Origin of the sequence: Chryseobacterium sp. C39-AII1, assembly GCF_039672645.1 — a bacterium.
Taxonomy (GTDB): Bacteria; Bacteroidota; Bacteroidia; order Flavobacteriales; family Weeksellaceae; genus Chryseobacterium.
This window is the reverse complement of record NZ_JBDFPQ010000012.1, coordinates 32,014-57,518: the sequence shown is the minus strand read 5'-3', so window position 1 is coordinate 57,518 and position 25,505 is coordinate 32,014. Positions and strand designations below refer to the sequence as shown.

Sequence of the window (25,505 nt, the reverse complement as noted above, 5' to 3'; positions counted from 1 at the left end):
TATGGAATTTACAGCTTCGCAAATTGCAAGTTTTATTGACGGAAAAATAATAGGCGACGAAAATGCGCTTATTAAAGGGGTTTCACCAATTGAAGGTGGGGAATCTGGGCATCTTTCTTTTATAGCACAAGATAGATTTTCCCATTTTTTAGATACCTCAAACTGCTCCGTTCTTATTGTTTCTGAAAACCTTTTAACAAAAGACACTTATAATCCAACCATAATTGCAGTAAAAGATGCTTATCTTTCTTTTCAGATCCTGATGAATTTATATCAGGAAATGCAGGGAAGAAAAGATGGCATTGAAGACGGATCATCTATTCACGAAAGTGCAAAAATCGGTGAAAATGTGTATATTGGAGCGTTTACTTACGTTTCTGAGAAAGCAAAAATTGGAGACGGTACACAAATTTATCCTCAGGTATATATAGGTAAAGGCGTAAAAATTGGTAAAAACTGTAAAATCGACAGTGGTGCCAGAATTTACGACTACTGTATTATCGGAGATAATTGTGTGATCCATTCCAATACCGTGATCGGTGGCGATGGTTTTGGTTTCCAGCCAACAGCAGAAGGCTTCAAAAAGATACCTCAGCTTGGTAATGTTATCATTGAAGATGATGTGGAAATCGGATCTAATTGTAGCATCGACAGAGCAACTATTGGTTCTACCATGATTGGAAAAGGAACTAAAATCGATAATTTGATCCAGATTGCTCACAATGTGAAAATCGGACAGAATAATGTAATTGCAGCACAAGCAGGAATTGCAGGTTCTACGGTTATCGGTGACTGGAACCAGATTGGAGGCCAAGTAGGTGTTGTAGGACACATTAAAATTGGAAATCAGGTGAAAATTCAGGCTCAGAGTGGCGTGAATTCTAGCGTTAATGATAAAGAAACTTTGTACGGTTCGCCGGCAATTAGCTATAACGACTATCTGAGAAGCTATGTGCATTTCAGAAATCTTCCTGACGTTGTAAAAAGAATAAATAATCTTGAGAATACCTCAAAAGATAATACTAATGAGTGATATGCAAAAAACACTTCAGCAAGAGGTTACTCTTTCTGGAATTGGCCTTCATACGGGTAAAGAAGTAAAACTAACCATTAAACCTGCTAAAGAAAATACAGGTTTTATATTTGTAAGAACAGACCTTGAAGGGCATCCTCAGGTTGAGGCAGATGTGAATTATGTTGTGGCAACGGAAAGAGGAACAACATTAGAAAAATTAGGAGTAAAAATTACTACTTGCGAACATCTTTTAGCCGCTTTGGTGGGTTGCGATGTTGATAACGCAATTTTAGAAATGGATGCTTCTGAACCTCCTATTTTAGACGGATCTTCAAAATTCTTTGTTGAAGCTATCGAAAGCGTTGGAGTTGTAGATCAAAATGTAGCCAGAGAATATCTTGTGGTGAAAGAAGTTCTTACGTACAGCGATCCGGCAACTGGTTCAGAGATTACCATCATTCCTTCGGATACTTACGAAGTAACGACTATGGTAGATTTTGGGACTAAAGTTTTAGGAACTCAAAATGCCACGTTAAAAAATATATCAGAATTTAAAGATGAAATTTCATCTGCAAGAACGTTCAGTTTCTTGCATGAGTTGGAAATGCTTTTAGATCATGGCTTGATTAAAGGTGGAGATATTTCCAACGCGATTGTATATGTAGATAAAGATCTTACTCCTGATACAACAGAAAAATTAAAGAAAGCCTTCGGAAAAGACAATGTGTCTATCAGACCAAACGGAATTCTTGATAATTTAAATTTAAACTATCCAAACGAAGCTGCAAGACATAAATTGCTTGATGTAATTGGTGATTTAGCTTTGGCTGGTGTGAAAATAAAAGGTAAGGTAATTGCCAACAAACCAGGACATTTCGTTAATACTCAATTTGCTAAAAAGCTGAACCGTCAGTGGAAATTGCAGAAAAAGAAAAACGTTCCTGATTTTGATTTAACTAAAGAACCTGTTTTCGATATCAACGGAATTATGAAGCTTATGCCTCACAGACCACCGTTTTTATTGATTGATAAAATTCTTGAACTTTCAGATTCTCACGTGGTAGGTTTGAAAAATGTAACAATGAACGAACCTTTCTTCGTTGGGCATTTTCCTAAAGAGCCCGTAATGCCGGGAGTTTTACAAGTAGAAGCTTTAGCACAGACAGGGGGAATTTTGGTATTGGCAAGCGTTCCGGATCCTGAAAACTATTCTACGTATTTCATTAAAATTGATAAAGTGAAATTCAAGAGAAAAGTAGTTCCTGGAGATACTATTATTTTCAAAATTGAACTTATAGAGCCTATCAGAAGAGGTATTGTTCACATGCAAGGATACGGATATGTAGGAGATACTGTGGCAGTAGAAGCAGAGCTAATGGCTCAAGTTGCAAAAAATAAAATTGATTAAATGATTCATCAATTAGCAGCCGTTGATAAACGTGCGAAAATCAGCAAAAATGTTGTAGTAGAACCATTTACTACCATTGCAGCAGATGTTGAAATAGGAGAAGGAACTTGGATTGGTTCTAACGTTACCATTATGGATGGAGCCAGAATCGGGAAAAATTGTAAGATTTTTCCGGGAACTGTTATTTCTGCGATTCCTCAAGATCTTAAGTTTGACGGTGAAGATACACAGACAATCATTGGTGATAATACGACATTGAGAGAATGTGTTACCGTAAATAAAGGGACGAAAGCACTGGGGTATACCAAAGTAGGAGATAACTGTTTAATAATGGCCACTTCTCACGTCGCTCACGATTGCATTATAGGAAATAATGTAATTATTGCTAACGGTTGCGGGATTGCCGGACATGTAGAAATAGGAGATTTTACCGTAATGGGAGGTTTATCTGCCGTTCAGCAGTTCGGGAAAATTGGTAAACATACCATGATTTCCGGAGGATCGTTGATCAGAAAAGATATTCCGCCTTATATTAAAGTAGGAAGAGAGCCTATATCTTATGCAGGAATCAATTCTGTAGGATTAAGAAGAAGAGGATTTTCTAACGAGAAAATTTTTGAAATCCAGAAAATCTACAGATCTATTTTCCAGATGAAGATGAATGTTACTCAGGCATTGCTTTACATAGAAAAAGAAATGCTTCCAACGGCTGAAAGAGATGAAATTCTTCAGTTTATTCAAAATTCACCAAGAGGTATCGTAAAAGGATACGGAACCGGTAAGGAAAGAGAATAATTTTAAGCAAAATATAGATGAAAAATTTAATCCTGATAGTAGCGCTTTCGACCGTCAATTTATTGTTTGGCCAGCAAACGGAAGGATTAAAAATTGTAAGGGAAGGTAAAATGTCGATGGAACGAAGAATTCCTTCAAAAACCGACGACAGCCTTGCTAAAAATAATTTAAATGATATTCTAAAACAGAATACTATCGGTGGAAGCTCCATTTTGGGAACAGCCAATCCTTATCATTCTGAAGTTCAGATCAACGTGAACAGATTACAAAATAATGTGAATACATTTAATAATAATTTATATAACCGAATGCCTATGCAAGGGCAGGGAATACAATTTAATAAAAGAAAATAATATACAAAAATTAATGGCAACAAGTAACGATATCAGAAAAGGGCTTTGTATTGAATACAGCAATGATATTTTCAAAGTAATCGAGTTTCTTCACGTAAAACCGGGTAAAGGGCCTGCTTTCGTAAGAACAAAATTAAAATCAGTAACCAACGGAAAAGTTATTGATAACACTTTTTCTGCAGGTCATAAAATCGAGGAAGTAAAAGTGATCACCAGAAAGTTCCAGTATCTTTATGATGATGAGAACGGATTCCACTTCATGAATAATGATGACTTCTCTCAATTATATTTAAATAAAGAAATGATTGAAAACTCAAACCTAATGAAAGCTGGTGAAGAAGTAACAATCATTTTGAAAGAAGCTGACGAAACTCCGCTTTCTGCAGAATTGCCACAGTCTGTTTATCTTGAAGTTGTAGAAGCTGATCCGGGTGTGAAAGGTAACACAGCAACCAATGCTCTTAAAAACGCAATCGTTGAAACGGGAGCAAGAGTAATGGTTCCTTTGTTCATCGAGCCGGGAGACAAAATTAAAGTAAGCACTGAAGACGGTTCTTACTTAGAAAGAGTAAAAGAATAATTATTCAAAAAAATTATAGAAAGCTGGAAGCATCATAACTTTCAGCTTTTATTTTTTAGGGCAGCTATTTCCATCCTCCGTTCCCGCTTTTTTGTTTTGGCTTTTCAGCCAAAACAAAAAGAGCTTCACTCAGGCTGGGCTGCAAATGTAAACCGCAAAAAACTTTGTCAAAGTTCGAAACTTTGACAAAGTTGATAACCAAACATCATTTAAAGACATGACGTTTCATCAACCACAGAAATTAAAAACGATAGCTGAAATTATCGGCGCAAAATTCGTAGGTTCAGAAGAATTTGAAGTATTGGGAACCAACGAAATTCATAGGGTAAGACCAGGTGATATTGTTTTCGTGAATCATCCGAAATATTACGATAAAGCATTAAATTCTGCGGCAACTATTATCTTGATCGATAAAGAAGTGGAGTGCCCGGAAGGTAAAGCATTGTTGGTTTCAGATGATCCTTTCCGAGATTTCAATAAGATCAATACACACTTTACGAGAATTTATAATTTCACGGAAGAACTTCATGATGTAGAAATTGGCGAAGGCACAAAAATCCATAATACAGCAGTTATTGGAAACAATGTTGTAATCGGAAAAAATACGCTTATTTTCCCAAATGTTGTGATTGGTGACAGAACGGTGATTGGAGACAATGTAGTAATCCAGTCAAACACAGTTTTGGGAGGTGACGCATTTTATTACCGTAAACTCAACGGAAATTTCGACCGTTTAATTTCTGTCGGAAATGTTGTCATCGAAAACAATGTAGAAATCGGAAACGGATGTACGATTGATCGAGGCGTTACAGACTCCACGATCATTGGGGAAGGTTCTGTGCTAGATAATCAAATCCAGATTGGGCATGATACCATTATTGGTAAAAAATGTTTGATTGCTTCTCAAGTGGGAGTTGCAGGATGTTGTATCATTGGCGACGAGGTAACACTTTGGGGACAAGTAGGTATCGCTTCCGGAAATAAAATCGAAAGTGGTTCTGTTCTTTTAGGTAAAACCGGAGTCAACAGAGATCTTGAAAAAGGCACTTATATCGGTATGTTTGCCGAGGATTACAAAACCTATCTTAAGAAAGAAGTTAAATTGAGGAATTTAAAATAATCAAGACATAAGATTAAAAAAAATCCGTCAGTTCGAGTGTTTTTCGTAATAGAATGGAGAAAAACGTATCGAGAACTTTTTTTAAATAATAATAATTTCTCGATACGATTTTTTCAAAATCTACTCGAAATGACGTTGTGCCATTTATGCAATGAATACTTCTAATCTCAGTTTAAAAATACAAAGTACAGCAGTCATGCTGTACTTTTTTTATTCTAAAAATTAATATTTTTCACTAAGTTGAGATGTTGTGTCGATTATTTTTGTAATTTTAGACATCAAACACAATTTAATTTAGATGAAAAACACAACTTACATGGCATTCGCCTTCTCTCTTATTTTCCGACATTTTCTATAATTTACCTTCAAATAGATTTTTAGCCATGAGTATTTATGTGATCACTCACTTTGTAAAAAAAGGTGAAACCCTGGAAGAAATTGCGGCTTTATATGATATTCCGGATGTGAAAATGTTGTTTTCTTTCCATCATCTTCATGTTCCTAAAGATAAAAATCATTTAGGAAAAGTTTTGTATGAAGGTCAGGAGATTTTCATTCCGAATAAAGAGGATATTGCAAGAATGATTGCAAAGCGTAAGGAAAGAAGACAGGAAAACGTAGACCGTAAATTTCATAAACTCCGCAACAGAACTTTCGATTTTCCTTGTCGGGAAATAAGTTGCAGTTATTTGGTGACGATTCATGAAAAAGATTCCAAAAATGTATATAAACAGACTTTAATTGTAGAGCATTTTAATAAAAATGAAGATGAATTGCATCCGCTAAGAATTCATCAGTCTGAAATTACATGTAATGATAAGCTGCCTAGTTTTTCTGTTGAAATTATGTCTTCAGAATTAAATAAAAGTATTTTTCCTTTAGAAATTTATGTGAATAAGAAGGGATTAGTTGAAAAAATTAATCAAATATATACTTTAAGGAAAAAATGGAAACAGCGTAAACCAGATTTACAAGAACTTTTTGAAGGTGAAATAGGAGGTAAGTTAATAGAACAGGTGGGTTATAAAATTTGTAATTCTGATATTTTGAGCGATTACCTCAATTCTAATATTCTTTGGGCGCTATTGTTACGCGGTAGAATGGGGAATTACGAAGACGGAATCTGTAAAAAATATATAAAACTGCTGAATGAATTATGTATTGTAAAAAATGTGATGTTGAAAAATGAAGATGTCAACAGCAAATATTATTACATTTCTCAGGAGATTAGAAAAAAAGATAATTCTAATTTTCAGATGAATGTAAAATATAAGCAGGATATAGAATATGGAATGCTGGAAGAAGCAGAAGTTGATCTTCATAGCGCAACTGAAATTATAAACATAACCATTAAAAAAACACAAATCTGATGGCAACAAAATATCGTGTATGTCAGGGAGCAACTTGTATGTGCAAGTTCGGAACTGCTCCTGATAAGCTGAAAGTAAAAACACAGAATAAACATTACATTAACGACAAAGATTGTAAAACCAAACTTGCCGCCACGAATAAAGAACTTGGAGCAACCTTTGAGAAAAACAGTTTCGGAAGCTGTTCTAAAATGAATAACAATCCTTGTCAGGCAACAGTTACCGAATGGAGCGGTTATTACGAAAATATCACCATTGAAATGAATAAGGGAAAATCTTTGTTGGAAGACAGTAAAGCGACTTGCCCTGTAGGAGGAAAAGACTGCATCAGCATTATAAAGCATGGGCAGAGCATTGAGCTCAGTCAACAGAATCTTGAAAATACAAGCTCATTGAAGGTGCATTTGTTTAATCCGTTTATGGATATTGATGAGCTGTTGGATGAACTGGACGGTTTAGATGCCTATTAACCCCAAAAAAGTATAGAAATGTCTAAAAAAGGAATTTATAGAATATCCGGAAATACATCTCCGGTCGTTGGCAAAGAGATGATTTATACTATTGAAGAATGGTATCCGGATACCCCTTTGCTGGAGAGAAACCCCATGAATGTGACGTGGGAATTATTCATCAAACAAAAAAGCGGACAGTTTGTTTCTACAAGTATTAAGAAAAAAGGAATCAGTCATTTTACGTTTGGTGAAAAAGCGTGGCGGTATACTTACAGGCTTGAAGCGTATCTGAATCACCCTGAAGGCAAAGAGCCGATGTCGTTAATCATTAATCCGCAGCCCAGTAAAGTTCCGCAGATTAATAAAGTAGAGCTTCATTATATTGATGATGAAAAAGGCAATGTTTTTAGTTTTTTTGAAAAATTAAGAGCCAAGGCTCATTGTATAAATCTTGCGAATGAAGAACTGTTGTTTACCTTATGGGAAGATGATGTGAAGGGAAAAGGTCATGATCCCAAGAATCTTTTGGTAGAAACAGCAAAAGCAAAAGTAAACCCTAAAAACGGATTGGCTGTTGCAGAGTTTATGCTAACAAAAGGACTTATGACCAAAGCTATGAGAGGGGAGCATGATGGTCAGCTAGAATTTTATGTTACGGTAGAATATTATAAAAATAAAAAACATGATTCTGAAAATGTAAATGTGCAAAATCCTCTTTATAAGGTACCGCCGCCAATAAAACATGAAAGTAGGCAAAAGCCTAAAGAAACTCAACATCCAGCAAAAGCCCAAGGTTCTCCGGCAACACAAAAGCCTAAAAGTAAAAAGGAAGAAAAAGGCATTTGGGATACCATGCTCGACAAAGGAAAAGAACTTTGGGATGTCGCAGAAAGTAAAATTGCCACGGCGACAAAAGATAAAGAACCTGCTAAAAAAGTGGATAAAACCAATAAGCCGGTGTTGGTGGAGAAACCTGATGAAGTGGATAAGAAGAAAAATGGATGCCCAAATTGTGAAAAAGATATAACTGCTGAGGATTTACAAAGTATATTTCCTAAAGCGGATGCTTCGAAAAGAAAAATTGTAGCAGATACATACAATAAGTATATGAGAGCCTTGAATATGAATACATGTTGGAACAAAGCTCATTTTTTCGCTCAAGCAAAAGTAGAGTCGGGTGATTCATTGAGTTTAAAAAAAGGTGAAAATTTGGATTATGCAGCAGAAGCTCTTCCCCAAAAATTTTCAAAATTTAGAATTCACACTAATCAAAAATATAATGCGATTACGAATGGACCTAATGATTTGGCTTTCAAATATGGAAGAAGTAAACAGAATAATTTTAAAGCAGATCAAAAAATGATTGCCAATATTGCTTATGGTGAAAGGTTAGGGAACAAAGGAGGAGATGATGGATGGAATTATCGAGGTAGAGGTATGGTACAGCTTACGGGTCGAAAAAATTATACAAGTATAAATACTTATACTTTAAAATATTTAAACGTAAATATTCTTGAAGAATTTGAAAAAGTAGGAACTGATATTGATATTGCTGTTTTTACCTCACTTGCTTATTTCCATTTTTTGGGAGCAACATCAAAGATGATAGGCGAAGAAAATGAAGATATTATTTCAAGTTTTGTGGGAAATGATGTATTTATATTTGATGAAAAAGGAAATGAAGAATCGGTAAATCATGTTCCTAAGCAAAAAGCTTTTGATAACATAACATCAAAAGTTTTTAAAGTGAAAGAATGTACATATAAAAATAAAAATAGTAAAAATGATAAAGAAAAGAAGAATGAATATGATATATACATAGATAGTTTTTCGTATAAAAAAATAAATATAAATAAAGAAAGTGATCAATATGTTTATAATATTTACAATGCAAATAAAATATTAAAAACATATACTTTAGAAATGAATAATCATAATTTACTACCTTTTCCTGAAAACAGCAGTAATTGGGGAAGGTTTGGAGCTAGGGATAAAGGTGGTGATAACTGGATTGAAGAAAAAGTATGTGCAGCTTTATTAGGATTTTTTTATTCGTTACCAAGTAATGGCTATAGTGGAATATTGTATTTTAATGATATTTCTGCAAATGATGGGAGAAATATTGGACATAAAGGTCACGTAAAAGGTAATGATATAGATATAAGATATCCAGGAAGTAGTAACGGAGGAGTAACAACTTGGAGAGAAGCTATGAAAGCATATGGAACAGAGCAAAAATTTGTTTCTGTTTTAGAAAATATCTTACAAATAGCATTAAAATGGGGATTTAATAAAAATTATGCGTACAAGAAAGGAATTTTAAATACAACAGGTGTAGCTACTAAAATTCATCAAGATCATTTTCATTTAGGATTAAGATAATAAAAATATAATAAAATGAGAAAAATAGTAATATTTTTTGCTGTAATAACTAATTTGTTAAGTTGTCAAAAAAAAGATAAGCAAATGAATAGCACAAATGAAAGGTTCACTTCAAATGATACAATAGAGTTAATAAAAAAACATATTGATCTTCAAAAAATGTACGAACTTCCTGAAAATGATACGGATATTTCCCATCAATATCATTTAACAGATATTGATTATAAATTAGGCGGCTATGTTGTAGCAAAAGGGCTTGTAAGTTCAGGTTTTAAACCTCTTGGAAAAGATGAGTTTAATAATAAAATAAAATTATTCTTTGAAAATTCGCCAAACTGTAAATTAACACAGAAAAAGGGAAACGGCTCCTTTTACACATTTTTGATTAACACAGAAAAAGATACGGATATTGAAAAGACAGAAGATGATTATACATATGATCATATTTTTGTTTTTCCTGAATACAAAATAATTTCTAGTTTACCATTGTTAGAAAGTTTTGTGAAAATTGAAAATAATAAATTGGATTTTATTCAAGATTCTAATTCTCTTCATAGGAATAATTATTTATTTAATGAAAGTAAAGCTGATTTAGTATGGCTATTACTAAATGATAAAGACTTTCTACAAAATCTTTTGGTAGTTTTTGGTTATGATAAAGAAGAGAAAATTAATGAAATGGTTTTGAACGATTTATTTAAAAAATATGAATCTGATACCCCTGTATCTACAGAAAAAATAGGAGAAATTTTGTTTGTAAAAGATTGTAATAAAAAACTTAGTATTAGAGAGGGGCTATTGGATTATGTTGCTAAACATACAAATCAAAACGAAAGCAAATTCATAGAAGCATTGGGAAATTATTTACTTTATTTATTTCATGAAGATACAAACAAAAAATTTGATGAAGATCTAAGATCTAAATTTACGTTAGAAGATAAAGCAAAAATTGTTGCATATGTTGCAAATATTGAAAGTCCGGCATTTTATAAGTATAAGTATTCTAATTCTACAGCAGGAAGTTGGACAAAGGCGGGTACTTCTTTATATAATATCACTAATGAATATCCGGAGATATTAGAAATAATAAAAAAAAATAATTATTATGGATTGCAACCCTTAAAAGAAATTATAGAAGGTGTTGAATTTGAAGAAGAAAAAAATATTGGAATAAACTTTTATGAAAATGAATATAGAAAAATTAAAACTTTATTAAATAAACAGAAAGCTTCCATAGCACAAATAAAAATCTACGACCGCGCCGATTTCAACAGTTTTTCAACAGAGATAACTGTAAAAAATGAAATTGAATACTTGAGCAAAATCTCTGGTTGGGATTTTATACGAGTTGATGGCAGGGTAGGATATATACCAAATGAACAGGTTTTTCATGAAGTAGCAAAAACAGAGAGAAAGAAGCATAGTTTTCTTGCAGATGATGACCCGCTTCCGGAAAAAAAGAAAGGATTTTGGGATCGTTTGTTTGGATAAAAAATAGAATATGAGAGAGGTAGCAAAGATAATTTTTTGTTTTTTATTCTTTACAATTTTGATTAATTGCCAAAAAAATAGGGAGGGAAATAATGTAAACAATGAAACCAAAGTTTCTCAAAACTTAGACTTTATCAATTATCCTATTGATGATCTTGAAGGTATAACTTCTACTCAGTACGATGGTATATACAGAAATTTTGATTACAAATATAGTAATGGCGAAGCTACATTTATACTAGTACCTAAAGTTGGAGCAGAAAATTGGTATGCTCAACAAATTAATAAATATAAAAATCAAGATGTTGATGCAGCTATAGAAAGAAGCTTAAATGAACAATCTTTCAAAAAAATAAGCAATGATTTTGATATTTGGGTTTTTCATATTCCTAAAGAGTTTCTAAAATATACTCCAAATATGGATGCGCCTTATACTCAATTAATTCCTCGGAAAGTATTTTTATACAAGTATGACTCATCAAATAACAGCTATGTTACTATAGACATATTTAATGTTCATAATGAAAGTGATGTTTTAAAAGAAGATAAATGGAGAGAAAACTATATAAATAAATTAGCGTCACAAAGAAAAAATAAATTGTCTAATCTAGATCAATGGGTCGGAACATTTATTAATTCAGATGATGAATCATTAAAATCTTATGATGAAATTAAAAATAGAATTGGATGGTATGAGCTGGTAATTTCTCCAAATGAAATCATCTATCTTAATGATAACCGAATGGAATCTGAATTTCCAACAGAAGCGCCTGGAGGATATGTAATAGATTATAAATGTGATTATATAATTTCAGGGGATACACTTAAACTCTATAAGAAACAACAAAATAATACAGGAACATCTAAAAGTCTTAATAAAACGGCACAGCCAGTAGTTCTATTATTTAAGCAAAATAATAAATATTATGGATTTTCAACAGATATAAAAGATTCTGAAAAGTTGATAAATTCTGCGCGAGCTCAGAATGAAACACCTTATTTATTTTATAAATTTAATAGGATAAAAGAGTAAATTAATATTCCTTTATCAATATAATCCCAGTTATTATACTCCAGAATATAATCCTCTCTCTCAAAAGGAAAAGCAATTTTATGATTCTTAGCCAAGCTTAGAATAAACTTACTTTTTTTTCATCAGTTCAAAGAAAAATAAGTAAATTTGTGAGCATTAATAAAAATAATAAATAAATTAAAATTATAATAAAATGTCAATTTTAGTAAACAAAGATTCTAAAGTAATTGTACAAGGATTTACAGGGAACGAAGGTACTTTCCATGCAAGCCAAATGATCGAATACGGAACAAACGTTGTAGGTGGTGTTACTCCGGGAAAAGGAGGTAGCGAGCACTTAGGAAAGCCTGTATTCAATACTGTAGCAGATGCTGTAGTAAAGGCTGGAGCTAACGTAAGTATTATTTTCGTACCACCTGCATTTGCTGCAGATGCTATTATGGAAGCTGCAGAAGCAGGTATCAAAGTTATCGTATGTATTACTGAAGGTATTCCGGTAGCGGATATGGTGAAAGTAAAATCTTACATCGCTGACAAAGACTGCAGATTGATCGGTCCAAACTGCCCGGGAATCATTACTTCTGAAGAAGCTAAAATTGGTATTATGCCAGGTTTCGTGTTCAAAAAAGGAAAAGTAGGTATCGTTTCAAAATCGGGAACTCTTACTTATGAAGCTGCTGACCAAGTTGTAAGAGCTGGTTACGGTATTTCTACAGCAATCGGTATCGGTGGTGACCCAATTATCGGTACTACTACAAGAGAAGCATTAGAATTATTCATCAACGATCCAGAAACTGAAGCAGTTGTAATGATCGGAGAAATCGGTGGTGGTCTTGAGGCTGAAGCTGCAAGATGGTATAAAGCGAGTGGTTCTACAAAACCAGTTGTAGGTTTCATCGCAGGGCAAACAGCTCCTAAAGGTAGAACTATGGGACACGCTGGTGCTATCGTAGGTGGTGCTGAAGATACAGCTCAGGCGAAAATGGAAATCATGAGAGAAAACGGAATCAACGTAGTAGATTCTCCAGCTGAAATTGGTGCTACGATCGCTAAAGTTTTAGGATAAAATTAAACAAAAACATATGAAAAAATTTTTATTAATCTCCACATTAGCCCTATCAACATTGTCTTTCGCACAAGAAGGTCCTACTACAACTAAAGGAGGAGGTCTTTTTAGCGGAACAAGATTCGGAGTTACTGCAGGAGGTAACTATTCCAGAGTAAAAAATGCACATAACCCTTCCGGACCAAGATATACTTTTCAGGCAGGTTTTTTGGCTTTAATTCCAATCAGTAAAGACAACCAGTTTTATATTCAACCGGAGGTTTTATACTACGGAGCCGGAGAAACAGGAAAGGATAAAGATGCTAAAAACGTAGATGGTTATAATGCAGTGTACGCTAACGATTATTTGAGCGTTCCTGTTTATTTCAAAGGATATTTTTCTGAAGCAGAATCAGAATTCTTTGGAATGGTAGGGCCAAGATTCAACTTCTTGTTAAGCCAAAACGTGAAAAACGTTCCTGCAAAAAGACCTTACTATGATCCAGATGCAACAGATCCTAACAACCCTGGAGTAAATGGTAAAGCAAACAGCTTTAACTTTGGAGTAGGATTAGGTATTGGGTATAGTTATAAAAGACAGTTAGAAGTTGCGTTAAAATATGATTTAGGTTTATCAGACACTTATAAAGGTCTTAGAAAAGAGCCTAATGGTTCTGATAAAAATAAATCTGAGCAGGTTATCAGTTTAGGACTATCCTATATCTTCAAATAAGAATATTTCATTTGAAACATAAAAAACTCCCGAGAAATACATCTCGGGAGTTTTGTTTTATTTAGTCTGAAAATTTAAATTTGCGATTGTCATTTTGAGCGAAACAAAGTGAAGTCGAAAAATCTCAATTTTAAAAGATATTCGTTTAATAATGCTTTGCAAAATTTAATAATATTTAAAGGATAACAATCAACTAAAAACCATCAACTATTCCTATCCTCTAATCCACTTCCAAATCTCTTTCAGTGTCGCTTTGTTTCCGTACATTAAAATACCAACACGGTAAATTTTCCCTGCCAAAAAGATCATGAAAATAGTTGTGGCTAAAAGAAGAGTGATAGACAGCGCAATCTGCCAAGCCGGAACTCCGTAAGGAATTCTTGCAATCATCGCTACAGGCGACGTAAACGGAATGATAGAAAGCCAAAAACCAAGCGGCCCGTCAGGATTATTCATCAAAGAGAAACTTCCGTACATTCCTAACATCAATGGTAATATGGCAAATAATGTAAATTGTTGCGTTTCCGTTTCATTGTCTACTGCAGAACCAATGGCTGCGTAAATCGAGCTGTAAAAGATGTATCCCAATAGGAAAAACACGATGAAAACGAAGATAATTAAAGGGAAGTTCAGTTCCAGCAAACTATGAGAAACCTGAGTTCCTATTTGTAAAATATCAAACTTACCCATCACTTCTTCATTTCCCGGAATATTTTTTGGAAGCGTATTAAATCCAGTATTCAAAACCAATGCGCCAATTACCGACATCGTGATCCAAACAACAAATTGTGTTAAAGCAACCATCGTTACTCCCAATATTTTCCCCATCATCAGTTCGAAAGGCTTAACAGAAGAAATAATGATTTCCACCACGCGGTTGTTTTTTTCCTCCAGAACGCTTCGCATCACTCTTACGCCATAAATAATGATGAACATGAAAGTAACGTACATCAAAAGCATACTCAATACACTTTTAACTCCAAAAACAAGATCCGAATCTTCTTTATTGTTTTCTGAAACATTGATGGTTTTCAAAGTGAAACTTTTATCAAGATTATTCAGCTGAGTTTCAGCAATACCCAATTGTTTGATTTTTTCCTTTTTAATGACTTCATTAATGTCTGAAACAATCTTTTGCTTTGTCTTAAAACCTATTTTAGAATTAATAACCAATCTCGAATTATTTTGAAGATCATTAAAATCCTGATTTCTTAATTCGGGTAAAATTAAAATTCCGTTTACCGATTCATTGCTTTTAAGATTATTCATCTTCGATTTTTCGTCGGCTGCAGAAACGTAAATATAGTTCAGCTGATCGTCAGACTTCAACTGATTTTTAAATAAACCGCTTTTATCAACAACTTCAATAATATTATGAGACTCATTGGCTTTAAACATTAAACCAATAACAGCTCCAAAAGCAATCAGCATAATAGGAGCGAGAAGCGTTAATATAATGAAGGATTTTTTCTTCACCTGTGTAAGAAACTCCCTTTTTGTAATTAAAAAAATATTATTCATAAAATTAAGAGTTGTTGCTTACGGCGTTAATAAATACTTCATTCATACTAGGGATTTTTTCATCAAAAGATCGTACTTTTCCTACGTTTACCAAATCAAGTAAAAGACGGTTCTGCTCGGTTTCATTTTTAATATCGAATGAGGTCAGATTATTTTCATGCGAAAAATTGAAAAGCTCATATTTTTGTTTAAAATTTTCCAGTTGAGAATGGTCTACATCAGCCAATGTAATTCCGAAAATATTTTTCTTGAATTTTTCTCTTACATCGAAAACTCTTCCGTCGATGATCTTTTTTGAATTATTGATTAAAGCTACATAATCACACATTTCTTCCACACTTTCCATTCTGTGAGTTGAAAGAATAATGGTCGTTCCGTTATTTTTAAGTTCGATGATTTGATCTTTAATTAAATTGGCATTCACCGGATCAAAACCCGAAAACGGTTCATCTAAAATCAAAAGATGAGGCCTGTGCAAAACAGTTACAACAAATTGAATTTTCTGAGCCATCCCTTTTGAAAGTTCGGAAAGCTTTTTCTTCCACCATTGATCGATGTGTAGCTTTTCAAACCATTTTTTTGCTTCATTCAGTGCATCATTTTTACTCATGCCTTTCAGCTCTCCGAAATAAAGAAGCTGGTCGCCTACGGTCATATTTTTATACAAACCTCTTTCTTCAGGCATGTATCCGATGTCTTTAATATGATTGGGATTAAGCTTTTGTCCGTTGATTTCTATTTCTCCGGAATCTGCTTGCGTAATTTGATTGATGATACGGATGAAAGAAGTTTTTCCGGCTCCGTTGGGACCTAAAAGACCATAAATACTGCCTTTTGGAACATGGATGCTGAAATCATCCAAAGCTATCTTTTTACCGGCATTATAAGTCTTCCTGATATGTTCTGCTTTTAGCATTAAATTGTTTTTTTACAATTAGTATAAAAATATCCCGAAAGTTACGGAATTATTAAAACAGAATTCAGCTAAAAGAAAAAATCCTGATGATTATCAGGATTTAATTTTATTGTTTTACGATTTGAGTAACCTTCTGTGTGTTGTCACTTAAAACATATCGTATTAAATATTTTCCGGGTTTTAATTTTTCAATATTTACTTCCCCTGAGTTCATATTTACCGAATAGTTGGCAACCTGAGTCCCCAAAATAGAATAAAAAGTCACACTTTTGATCTTCAAAGAAGTATCTTTTGCCTTAAAAATCAGAAAGTCCTTCGCAGGATTCGGATAGGCAACGAGAACACCGTCATCAGACTTCTGAGAGAAGGCTCCTGGCTCTCTCACCTGCGCACTTAATGCGTTGGAAAATCCAACAAATGTGCCTAAAAATATAAATAAAAGTAAAAGTTTTTTCATCAAATTATATTACATATAGTTATAAACAAAATTAATACATTCTATGATATTCTGCAATAGTTTTTTGTAGAAGTTATATTAAATTTGCAGAAACTTATTCAAAAAGTATTCCAAAAATGATACATTCAAGAAATAGAAGGCTTAGGGTAAATGAATCTATAAGAAGTTTGGTAAGAGAAAATGTTCTTACAACAAGTGATTTTGTAATGCCGATCTTCGTAATGGAGGGCGAAAACAAGCAGGAACCAATTCCGTCGATGCCAGGAATTTTCAGAAGGAGCATAGATTTAACGGTGAAAGAATGTAAGGAATTATTTTCTTTGGGAGTAAAGGCTGTCAATCTTTACATGAAAGTTTCAGAAGACCTAAAAGACAATACAGGAAAAGAAGCATGGAATAAAAACGGACTGATGCAAAATACCATCAGAGCGATAAAAGATGCCCTTCCTGAGATGGTAATTATGCCCGATGTGGCGTTGGATCCTTATTCAATCTACGGTCACGACGGTATTATCGAAAACGGAAAAATTCTAAATGATGCTACAAATGACGCATTGGCAAGAATGTCTGTGTCACATGCAGAAGCCGGAGCGGACATTGTGGCACCAAGTGACATGATGGATGGCAGAGTACAAGTGATTCGTGAGGCATTGGAAGACAGCGGATTTACAGATGTGGGAATTTTGAGTTATGCCGCAAAATATGCAAGTTCATTCTACGGACCTTTCAGAAGTGCGTTAGACAGCGCGCCGAAAGATGATATGGAAATTCCGAAGGATAAAAAAACGTATCAGATGGATTTTCATAATTCAAGAGAAGCGTTAAACGAAGTTTTCAAAGATATCGATGAAGGCGCAGATATTATTATGATCAAACCGGGACTTCCGTATTTGGATATTGTTTCTAAAGTTCGTGAGGCGATCGATCTTCCGATTGCGGTTTACAACGTAAGTGGTGAATATGCGATGGTAAAAGCTGCTGCAGCAAACGGCTGGCTGGATAATGATAAAACAATTATCGAAAGCTTGACTTGCTTTAAAAGAGCTGGAGCAGATATGATTTTTACCTATTTTGCAAAAGAAGCAGCAATGATCTTAAACAAATAGTTTTTGAGTGATAAATTACAAGTTATGAATTATGAGTTTAAATTACTCTGTAAATTTCACAGCGTTGATTAACTCATAATTCATAACTCTTAACTCAAAACTAATCACGAAATATCAAAATCTTTTCCTTTTGTAAATTTTGCAGCAAAAGGCGCTTGATTTCCGGTATATTTTAAAACAAAATTCTTTTTTGTATCGGTGTTGATTTTCGCTTCTACTTCAACATCCTGCGTTTGAAAACTTACATCTAGAGCGACACCCGAATCTTTTTCAAGATAAACTTCCACACTTTCAGCATAAAAAAGAGAAGTGCTTAAAAAATTGAATTTCACATTTTTTCGGTATGTTTTCGACTTACTTTGTGTGAATTCAGAGTAGTTTCTCAAAATTTCAACGCCGGGAGAATCGATATTGGTGATTCTGGATTTGGTAACACCATTTACTTTTACCGAAAAATCTTTTGCACTTTTAATATTTCCGTTTATTCCGATATTAAATAGGGAAGGTAATGAGAGACCATATTCCAGCATACTTTCCTTGGTAAATTCAAAATCAGGAATCAAAGCCGGATTTTTCGGAACGTTTATGAGTTGATTTTTAATTTGATTTAAATTTTCCCCTGAAAACAAAAACCCGATTAAATTATTTCCTGTTGTTCGCCAGTTTCTTCCGTTCCATTCAAAAATTTCGCATAATAAAGTATCTGTTGAGGAATGCGGAAGAAGATCCATATCCTGCCATTTGAAAACTTCTTTGGCATAAGGTCGCCTGTTAACGATATTTAGACCGAGATCTAAGGCTAAAAGATCTGTTAGTTGTTGATTATTTTGCATAATAAATTTGAGAATTGATTTGTCTTTAAAATTATGGAAATAAAAGTAAATACTTTAAATAAGTTCGGTTAAAGATGAACAGAGATAAACAAAGTTCTGTTTAATGTAAACTTGTTTACATTTTTATATATTTGCTTCATGATTTTACGAGGAGAAAACTTAATCAAAGAATACGGTCCTAAAAAAGTTGTAAAAGGCGTTTCTGTACAGGTTCAGCAGGGAGAAATTGTTGGTTTGCTTGGTCCGAACGGGGCAGGAAAAACCACTTCGTTTTATATGATTGTTGGTTTGGTTAAGCCTACTTCAGGAAAAATTTTCTTGGATAAACAGGAAATCACGACCGATGCGATGTACCGAAGAGCACAAAAAGGTATCGGTTATCTGGCTCAGGAAGCGTCTGTTTTTCGTAAACTTTCGGTGGAAGAAAACATCATGGGAGTTTTACAGTTAACAAAACTTTCAAAGCGTGAACAGCAGATGAAATGTGACGAATTGGTAGAAGAATTTTCACTTCAACACGTTCGTAAAAACCGTGGAGATCTTTTGTCCGGAGGTGAAAGACGTAGAACTGAGATCGCAAGATGTTTGGCAACAGACCCTAGTTTTATTTTGTTGGATGAGCCTTTTGCCGGAGTAGACCCGATTGCGGTGGAAGACATCCAAAAAATTGTAAGAAGTCTTACCGATAAAAACATCGGAATTCTGATTACGGATCACAACGTACAACAAACTTTGGCGATTACCAATAAAACGTACATCATGTTTGAAGGAAGGATTTTGAAAGAAGGTCTTCCGGAAGAATTGGCAAACGATCCGCAGGTAAGAGAAGCTTATTTAGGAGAAAACTTCGTTTACCAAAGTATTTTTGATAAAGAGAAAAAGAAAAATTACGCTTACAATATTTGGGCTGGAAATTTTGAATCAAAAGCTCAGTTTCAAAGTTTTGTAGATGAAAATTTTGCTCAGTTTGATGATCTGAGATTGTTGCACGGTTTTCAGGATATCAGTTTTGCGTCTATGGGAAATTCGGAAATTCAGCATATTTTTAATGAAGTGGTGGATAAAAACGCCAACAATTCTTTCGTTTTCCAGAAAAAAGAAATTAATTCAATTTATACTTTAGAGCAGACGCAGGCAGAATCTAAAGCTGCAAGTAAACCGGAATTACATTATTTAACGACAGAATCTTTTGAAGGGTAAATTTTATTCTAAACAGCATTATTTCGAAGAATATCGTCTTGGAGAATTGTTTGCTAAATTATATCTAGCAGAAGATCTTTTAAACGAAATCTCTTTATCCAATTCTGAAGGTAAATTTATCTTTTTTAAAGAAAATCTTATTGAGGAATTTTATGAAGTAATAGGTGATAATATTGCAGATTTTACTCAATTATGGGGTTGGTTTCAACCGAATGCTGAATGGAATATTTTCACTGGTGATAAAGGATTTACTTTAGGAAAAGAGATTTTTGAAATTGTTGACAAATGGAAACAAGATCAATGATATTTTTTTGAGAGCGTAATTTTAGAATAAAATAATATATATAATTCGTACCTTTTCTCTGTAAAACGGTACGTTTTTTAGTTAAATTCATTCCTATGGCAAAACCTTTCAACAGAACCGTCACTTTATTTGGAATTTATAAACAGCTGGTTCCTTTCATCAGACCTTATCGATTAATGATTTACGGAACGTTATTTCTGACATTTTTAGGCGCGCTTGCCGCTCAGGTAAATCCGCTTGTGTTGAAGTATACAGTAGATGAGGTGACAAAACTGACTCACCTTCCGCATCCGATGTCTGAAGGAATTCATATTTTGGTGCTGATTTCTATTATTTTATTGGGAAAGGAATTGTTAAATATTTTCATCAATTTCGGACAGAAATTTTATGGTGAAAAAATTAGAATTAATGTAAGTTCGGTTTTAGCCCAATCGGCAATTGATAAAATTTTAACGTATCGAGTTGCTTATTTTAATGATGAAAACCACGAATCCGGAAAACTACAAATAAGAATCGACCGTGGAATTGAAAGTTTAACGAGATTGGTTCAGAACTTTTTTATCGATATGCTTCCGTTATTTTCAAATGCTTTTATTGCATTGATTATCATGTATATGCAAAATATGTATGTAGGAATTGTTTCCACAATTATTGTTCCTATTTATTTTTATATCAGCGCTTTACAGGCAAAAAAACTGGGTGGAGTTAGACGAACTTTAAGAAATCAACGAGAACAAAAAACTTCCGGGCTTTTAAATTTAATTAATTCCATTATGGTGATTAAAAGTTTTGTCCGCGAAAAATTTGAAGGAAAAAAGCAATACGATCTGCAGATGCAGTTGATGGAAAGTCAACTGTTTACCCGAAAAACGAATTTTATTTATGATGGCTTGAAAACTTTTATCGAACAGTTTGGAGTGGTTTTAATTATCCTTTTGACGGTCTATTTGGTGCTTGATCAACAAATGACTATCGGTGCTATCATGCTTCATATTATGCTTTTCAACAATGTTTCAGCTCCGATTCGACAGTTGCACAGAATTTATGATGATATGAATGACGCAATGATTTATGCGGAAGGATATTTTGATATTTTAAATGCTGATGACGAAAAAGAACCCAACGGAAATTTCGTGGAAAAAGAAATTAAAGGAAATTTTGAATTAAAAAATGTCAACTTTTCTTATCCTAACGGAACCCAGGCTTTACACGATGTTTCCATGAAAATCGAAAACGGGAAAACAACCGCTCTGGTTGGTTTGAGTGGAGCTGGAAAATCAACGATTATCAATCTTTTATGTAAATTTTATCTTCCGAATTCAGGAGATATTTTACTTGATAATGTTGATTTAAATGATTATGACAATACCTTTCTCCGTGACGATTTAGGTTTAGTATTACAAAAAAATCATATTTTTCAGGGAAGTATCGAAGATAATATCCGCTACGGAAATATGAACGCAACTTTTGAAGAAATTGAAGAAGCAGCGAAAAAAGCCTATCTTCACGAGCAGATTTTGGATCTTCCGGAAGGTTACAATCACGATGCAACCCAGCTTTCGGGCGGGCAGCAACAGAGAATTGCGATTGCAAGATTATTCTTAAAAAATCCACCAATTATTTTCCTTGACGAACCAACGGCAAGTTTGGATGCCATTGCCACAGAACAGATTAAAAACTCTTTGGATGCGATAAAAGAAGGCAGAACGGTAATTATTATTTCTCATTCTTTGTCGCAGATTTTAGATTCAGATAAAATTTATGTCATGAAAAAAGGTAGAGTTGTAGAAAGCGGCACTCATGATGAATTGGTGCATATCAACGGAGTATATCGCGAAATTTTTGATGCTTCTGCGAGAAGTTTAAACTTAGATAAACTGGTTAATACTTATAAGGAAAATTAAATTAAAAATTAGAAATTAGAAATTAGAAATTAGAAATTAGAAATTAGAAATTAGAAATTAATTTTGCTAAAACACTAAAACACTAAAACACTAAAACACTAAAACACTAAAACACTAAAACACTAAAACACTAAAACACTCGAACTCTCAAACCCAATGAACGACCACTACCTTAAAAAACTCGACCGAGTAACCGCAATTCTTACTCAACTTCAATCAAAACCGATTGTAAGAGCACAAGATTTGGCAACAAAATTCGATGTAAGTGTCCGAACAATTTATCGTGATGTAAAAACATTGGAAAACGCCGGAATTCCTATTGTTGGTGAAGCGGGAAGCGGTTATTCTTTGATGGATGGCTACAAACTTCCGCCGGTGATGTTCACGAAAGAAGAAGTGTTGAGTTTCATTACTGCGGAAAAACTGATGCAGAAATTTTTACATGAAAGTTTGGGAAATCATTATCAAACAGCAATGGAAAAGGTTCGTTCTGTATTAAAATATTCAGATAAAAATTTAATTGAAAATATTGAAAAACAGATCGATGTTTTTAATTATCATCCTAAACCAGAAGATAAAATCCGAAATATTATCCCGATTATTTTGGAAAGCATTGCCGAAAAGAAGCAATTAACGCTGGAATATGAAACGGTAGATTCAAAAGTTTCTATGCGAACGATTGAGGTTGTTGGGGTTTTCTTTGAATTCAATTATTGGTATATCATGGCGTTTTGTACGCTGAGAAATGATTTTAGGCAGTTTCGTGTCGACAGGATCTTACAGATTTTCAAAACTCAAAATCCGTTTTTGCAGGAATACGGGCAAATTAATGATTATCGACAGAATCCCAACGGAAATAAAACGAAAGTCCGTCTTTTAGTAGAAAAAAGAATTATTGGGCATCTCGTTAATTCAAAAAAATATTATGGATTGGTTGAAGAAATCGAAAGAGAAAATGGCGTTGAATTGATTTTTGAAACTGATTGGATTAAAGAAGGTTTTCCGCGCTGGCTTATTACTTTTGCAGATTATGCTGAGGTTTTAGAACCGGAATCTTTAAAAGAAAGTCTGAAAAAATTAATTAATAAACTCTCTGAAAAATATTAAAAACATTCTTTAAATTTAAATAAAACAAAAAGCTTTCAGATATCCTGAAAGCTTTTTTGTTTAGAAATGATTGAGTTGGATTCGTTATTTTCAATTAATAATTTTAGTCTCCATAAAGGCATTAAAGACACTAAAATCTCTCCCAAAAAAAAGGCGGCTCAATTCCTAAGGCTCTTAAATAAACGTAGCCCTGACCTCTGTGATGAACTTCATTATCAACAAAATATAAAATGTTCTGATATACCGGAAATTCATACTGTCCGAATAAATTGAAAGTCTCCTGAAAACGCTCTTCCGAAATCTGAGCGAAATAATGGTTGATTACCTCCGTTTCCTCATCCCATTTTTTCAAAAGATCGGCTTTTGTTTCCGGTTTGAAGCCTTCTTCATTATAATCATCCATATTTCGGTCTATAATTCCTTTTAAAGCAGGCCCTGCAATACCTATTAATTCGCAAGCTAACTTGGCAAAAGTTCTCATTCCACCGATTGAAAATTCAAATAATTCTTTTTCAGGAAAAGCTTCGATTACTCTTCTTGTCAAATTTCTATGTCCTTGCCAGTGCTCTAATAATTGGTCAGAAGTCATGAATTGTTTTGTGATGGTTGCTGTTGTAGTCATAATTTTAATGTTGTTTGTTTTTGTTGATACAAAGTTAAATCACGTTTATGACAACAGTTTGTCAGTAGGATTTTACACCGTGAAAAAATATTTTTTATTTTCAAAATAATCTGGCATTTTTTCCCGTTAGAGAGGTATACTTACGCTATTGTTAGGTAAATAAATAATTTGTAGATGGTCGATCTGTGGAGATCGATCATTTTTTATTTTATTAAAATCTTAATTAATACAATTAGTATTAGCGGTGTCATCCTGAACGTAGTCGAAGGATCTCTGTATCTATTTTTCAGAAGCTATTTCCGGCTTTCGCTACTCGCTTTTTTGTATTGAGGTTTCGGCGGCTGGCGGAGCCAGCCGCCGAAACTCAATACAAAAAGAGCTCAAACATGCCGCTCAATCCGGGCTAAGGAATAAATCATCCAAATCAAATTCAGTCATTTGGAATAAATAGAGAAATATCAAAAACCAACAACTATTGTCAGCCTTATTTTAAAGAAGTAAATTAGTCCTATGAAAATTTATACAAAAACAGGCGATAAAGGTCAGACTGCATTGTACGGAGGAACAAGAGTTTCAAAAGCGAGTGCAAGAGTCGACAGCTACGGAAATATAGACGAATTGAATTCATTCATTGGGATCGCCAAAAGCCATATCGAAGATGAAGAAGTATTGAGACAGTTGAAAAAAATACAGTTCGATTTATTTACGGTAGGTTCAGAAGCGGCAACCCCGGTTGATAAGCTGATGTTAGCCAACGGAAAATCTCGTTTACCGTTAATCATTGCAGAAACTGAAATCGAAGAACTGGAAAACTGGATGGATGCTTTTGATGAAAAATTAGAACCGCTTCAATATTTCATCCTTCCCGGAGGCGGAAAACCTGCGACATTTTTACACGCTGCAAGAACCATCTGCAGAAGAGCAGAACGTTCTTTGGTTTTTTTGAATGAGTCGGAAGAAGTTCGCCCTGAGTTGATTAAATATCTCAACAGGCTTTCAGATTATCTATTTGTTTTGGCAAGATATATGTCGAAAATCAATAATGAGCCCGAAGAATACTGGAATCCGAATGAAAGATAAAGTATTGCTTTTCATCAACGGAGACGCTCCGAAATCTTTCCCGAATCCTGAAAATTATGGTTTGATTGCCTGTACAGATGGCGCTTTTCATTATCTAAAAAATATGGGTTTCTCTTTAGATAAACTAGATTTTATATCCGGTGACTTCGATTCTCATTCGGGTTCTGATGAAAATATGTATCAGGATAAGTTTATTCATACGCCCGATCAGGAGAGAACGGATTTTTATAAAGCCTTGGAGATTATCGCCGGAAAAGGCTTCCATAATGTTGATGTGTTAGGAGGAAGTGGAGGAGAGCAGGATCATTTTTTAGGAAATCTCACCGTAGCTTTTGGTTTTAAGGATCAATTAAATATCAAATTTTATGACGAATTCTCAACCTATTATTTTATCTCCCAACAAACTGTTTTAAAGGATGTAAATAATAAAATGATTTCCTTATATCCGTTTCCCATAGCTGAAAATATTACAACAAAAGGCTTAAACTGGGAATTGAAAAATGAAAATGCAAGCATAACAGGTAATTTATTAACAAGAAACTTCGCTGTTGAAAATGATGTGTCCATCACTTATGAAAAAGGAGACTTACTGATCTTTATCGGAAAAAAATATTTGTAACTTAAACACGAATAACACTAACATTTACACAAATTGTACAATGCAATTTTAGATTATAA

The 25,505-nt window shown here is 33.8% G+C and carries 24 protein-coding genes and 1 pseudogene; 20 read left to right on the top strand and 5 right to left on the bottom strand.

Going from position 1 to position 25,505, the window contains the following annotated elements:
* Window position 1 precedes the first annotated feature (1 nt).
* From lpxD to ABEG63_RS16535, 13 genes are all read left to right on the top strand, one after another.
* On the top strand, window positions 2-1,033 hold the full coding sequence (gene lpxD, locus ABEG63_RS16595; RefSeq protein WP_312390673.1) for a UDP-3-O-(3-hydroxymyristoyl)glucosamine N-acyltransferase: 1,032 nt from the start codon (window positions 2-4) through the stop codon (window positions 1,031-1,033).
* The gene (locus ABEG63_RS16590) at window positions 1,026-2,423 is read left to right on the top strand and encodes a bifunctional UDP-3-O-[3-hydroxymyristoyl] N-acetylglucosamine deacetylase/3-hydroxyacyl-ACP dehydratase (protein WP_346586326.1); all 1,398 of its coding nucleotides are present in this window, start codon (window positions 1,026-1,028) and stop codon (window positions 2,421-2,423) included. Before lpxD ends, ABEG63_RS16590 begins: the two co-directional genes overlap by 8 nt.
* A complete protein-coding gene (gene lpxA, locus ABEG63_RS16585) occupies window positions 2,424-3,218 on the top strand; it encodes an acyl-ACP--UDP-N-acetylglucosamine O-acyltransferase (protein ID WP_267401685.1) in 795 nt (264 codons plus the stop codon).
* Between the two features lie 17 nt (window positions 3,219-3,235).
* Window positions 3,236-3,571: a hypothetical protein gene (locus ABEG63_RS16580; RefSeq protein ID WP_346586324.1), complete on the top strand. Its 336-nt coding sequence runs from the start codon at window positions 3,236-3,238 to the stop codon at window positions 3,569-3,571.
* A 13-nt stretch (window positions 3,572-3,584) separates the two neighbouring features.
* Window positions 3,585-4,151, top strand: coding sequence for an elongation factor P (gene efp / locus ABEG63_RS16575; protein WP_267401682.1), 567 nt, complete (start codon window positions 3,585-3,587; stop codon window positions 4,149-4,151).
* A gap of 217 nt (window positions 4,152-4,368) precedes the next feature.
* Window positions 4,369-5,271, top strand: coding sequence for an LpxD N-terminal domain-containing protein (locus ABEG63_RS16570; RefSeq protein WP_346586322.1), 903 nt, complete (start codon window positions 4,369-4,371; stop codon window positions 5,269-5,271).
* A gap of 383 nt (window positions 5,272-5,654) precedes the next feature.
* Window positions 5,655-6,641 (top strand): LysM domain-containing protein, encoded by a 987-nt coding sequence (locus ABEG63_RS16565; protein ID WP_346586320.1) that lies wholly within the window; start codon window positions 5,655-5,657, stop codon window positions 6,639-6,641.
* Window positions 6,641-7,111 (top strand): DUF4280 domain-containing protein, encoded by a 471-nt coding sequence (locus ABEG63_RS16560; RefSeq protein ID WP_346586318.1) that lies wholly within the window; start codon window positions 6,641-6,643, stop codon window positions 7,109-7,111. Before ABEG63_RS16565 ends, ABEG63_RS16560 begins: the two co-directional genes overlap by 1 nt.
* 18 nt (window positions 7,112-7,129) lie before the next feature.
* Entirely contained in the window at window positions 7,130-9,475 is a 2,346-nt protein-coding gene (locus ABEG63_RS16555) for a hypothetical protein (RefSeq protein ID WP_346586317.1), read from the top strand.
* A 15-nt stretch (window positions 9,476-9,490) separates the two neighbouring features.
* Window positions 9,491-10,966: a hypothetical protein gene (locus ABEG63_RS16550; RefSeq protein WP_346586315.1), complete on the top strand. Its 1,476-nt coding sequence runs from the start codon at window positions 9,491-9,493 to the stop codon at window positions 10,964-10,966.
* A 10-nt stretch (window positions 10,967-10,976) separates the two neighbouring features.
* A complete protein-coding gene (locus ABEG63_RS16545) occupies window positions 10,977-11,999 on the top strand; it encodes a hypothetical protein (protein ID WP_346586313.1) in 1,023 nt (340 codons plus the stop codon).
* Between the two features lie 193 nt (window positions 12,000-12,192).
* Window positions 12,193-13,065 carry a succinate--CoA ligase subunit alpha gene (sucD, locus tag ABEG63_RS16540; protein ID WP_312390692.1) on the top strand — a complete coding sequence of 291 codons (873 nt, stop codon included), beginning with the start codon at window positions 12,193-12,195 and terminating at the stop codon, window positions 13,063-13,065.
* Between the two features lie 16 nt (window positions 13,066-13,081).
* Complete coding sequence (locus ABEG63_RS16535) at window positions 13,082-13,777, top strand: porin family protein (RefSeq protein WP_312390693.1); 696 nt, start codon at window positions 13,082-13,084, stop codon at window positions 13,775-13,777.
* A gap of 213 nt (window positions 13,778-13,990) precedes the next feature.
* Here the strand turns inward: ABEG63_RS16535 and ABEG63_RS16530 are convergent, their stop codons facing one another.
* The 3 genes from ABEG63_RS16530 to ABEG63_RS16520 form a co-directional block, all read right to left on the bottom strand.
* Window positions 13,991-15,298, bottom strand: coding sequence for an ABC transporter permease (locus tag ABEG63_RS16530; RefSeq protein WP_312390695.1), 1,308 nt, complete (start codon window positions 15,296-15,298; stop codon window positions 13,991-13,993).
* 4 nt (window positions 15,299-15,302) lie between these two features.
* Window positions 15,303-16,214, bottom strand: a complete 912-nt coding sequence (locus ABEG63_RS16525) for an ATP-binding cassette domain-containing protein (protein ID WP_346586310.1) — start codon at window positions 16,212-16,214, stop codon at window positions 15,303-15,305.
* A 106-nt stretch (window positions 16,215-16,320) separates the two neighbouring features.
* A complete protein-coding gene (locus ABEG63_RS16520; RefSeq protein ID WP_267401665.1) occupies window positions 16,321-16,671 on the bottom strand; it encodes a T9SS type A sorting domain-containing protein in 351 nt (116 codons plus the stop codon).
* Between the two features lie 116 nt (window positions 16,672-16,787).
* Between ABEG63_RS16520 and hemB the strand changes: the two genes are divergently transcribed.
* Window positions 16,788-17,777, top strand: coding sequence for a porphobilinogen synthase (hemB, locus tag ABEG63_RS16515; RefSeq protein WP_267401663.1), 990 nt, complete (start codon window positions 16,788-16,790; stop codon window positions 17,775-17,777).
* Between the two features lie 104 nt (window positions 17,778-17,881).
* Here hemB and ABEG63_RS16510 read toward each other — a convergent pair whose 3' ends face one another.
* A complete protein-coding gene (locus tag ABEG63_RS16510; RefSeq protein ID WP_267401662.1) occupies window positions 17,882-18,610 on the bottom strand; it encodes a hypothetical protein in 729 nt (242 codons plus the stop codon).
* A 138-nt stretch (window positions 18,611-18,748) separates the two neighbouring features.
* Between ABEG63_RS16510 and lptB the strand changes: the two are divergent.
* From lptB to ABEG63_RS16490, 4 genes and pseudogenes are all read left to right on the top strand, one after another.
* Window positions 18,749-19,474, top strand: a pseudogene (gene lptB, locus ABEG63_RS16505) (LPS export ABC transporter ATP-binding protein); the annotation flags it as partial.
* Window positions 19,475-19,799: 325 nt separating this feature from the next.
* On the top strand, window positions 19,800-20,114 hold the full coding sequence (locus tag ABEG63_RS16500; protein ID WP_312390704.1) for a hypothetical protein: 315 nt from the start codon (window positions 19,800-19,802) through the stop codon (window positions 20,112-20,114).
* A 95-nt stretch (window positions 20,115-20,209) separates the two neighbouring features.
* Window positions 20,210-22,018, top strand: a complete 1,809-nt coding sequence (locus ABEG63_RS16495; protein ID WP_346586307.1) for an ABC transporter ATP-binding protein — start codon at window positions 20,210-20,212, stop codon at window positions 22,016-22,018.
* Window positions 22,019-22,174: 156 nt separating this feature from the next.
* A complete protein-coding gene (locus tag ABEG63_RS16490; RefSeq protein WP_346586306.1) occupies window positions 22,175-23,125 on the top strand; it encodes a YafY family protein in 951 nt (316 codons plus the stop codon).
* Between the two features lie 130 nt (window positions 23,126-23,255).
* On the opposite strand, the gene ABEG63_RS16485 is transcribed toward ABEG63_RS16490, so the two are convergent.
* Window positions 23,256-23,747: a DinB family protein gene (locus tag ABEG63_RS16485; protein ID WP_346586304.1), complete on the bottom strand. Its 492-nt coding sequence runs from the start codon at window positions 23,745-23,747 to the stop codon at window positions 23,256-23,258.
* A 510-nt stretch (window positions 23,748-24,257) separates the two neighbouring features.
* Here ABEG63_RS16485 and ABEG63_RS16480 point away from each other — a divergent pair.
* Both ABEG63_RS16480 and ABEG63_RS16475 read left to right on the top strand, forming a co-directional pair.
* Complete coding sequence (locus tag ABEG63_RS16480) at window positions 24,258-24,827, top strand: cob(I)yrinic acid a,c-diamide adenosyltransferase (RefSeq protein WP_346586302.1); 570 nt, start codon at window positions 24,258-24,260, stop codon at window positions 24,825-24,827.
* The gene (locus ABEG63_RS16475) at window positions 24,790-25,446 is read left to right on the top strand and encodes a thiamine diphosphokinase (protein WP_346586301.1); all 657 of its coding nucleotides are present in this window, start codon (window positions 24,790-24,792) and stop codon (window positions 25,444-25,446) included. Before ABEG63_RS16480 ends, ABEG63_RS16475 begins: the two co-directional genes overlap by 38 nt.
* Window positions 25,447-25,505: the final 59 nt, after the last annotated feature.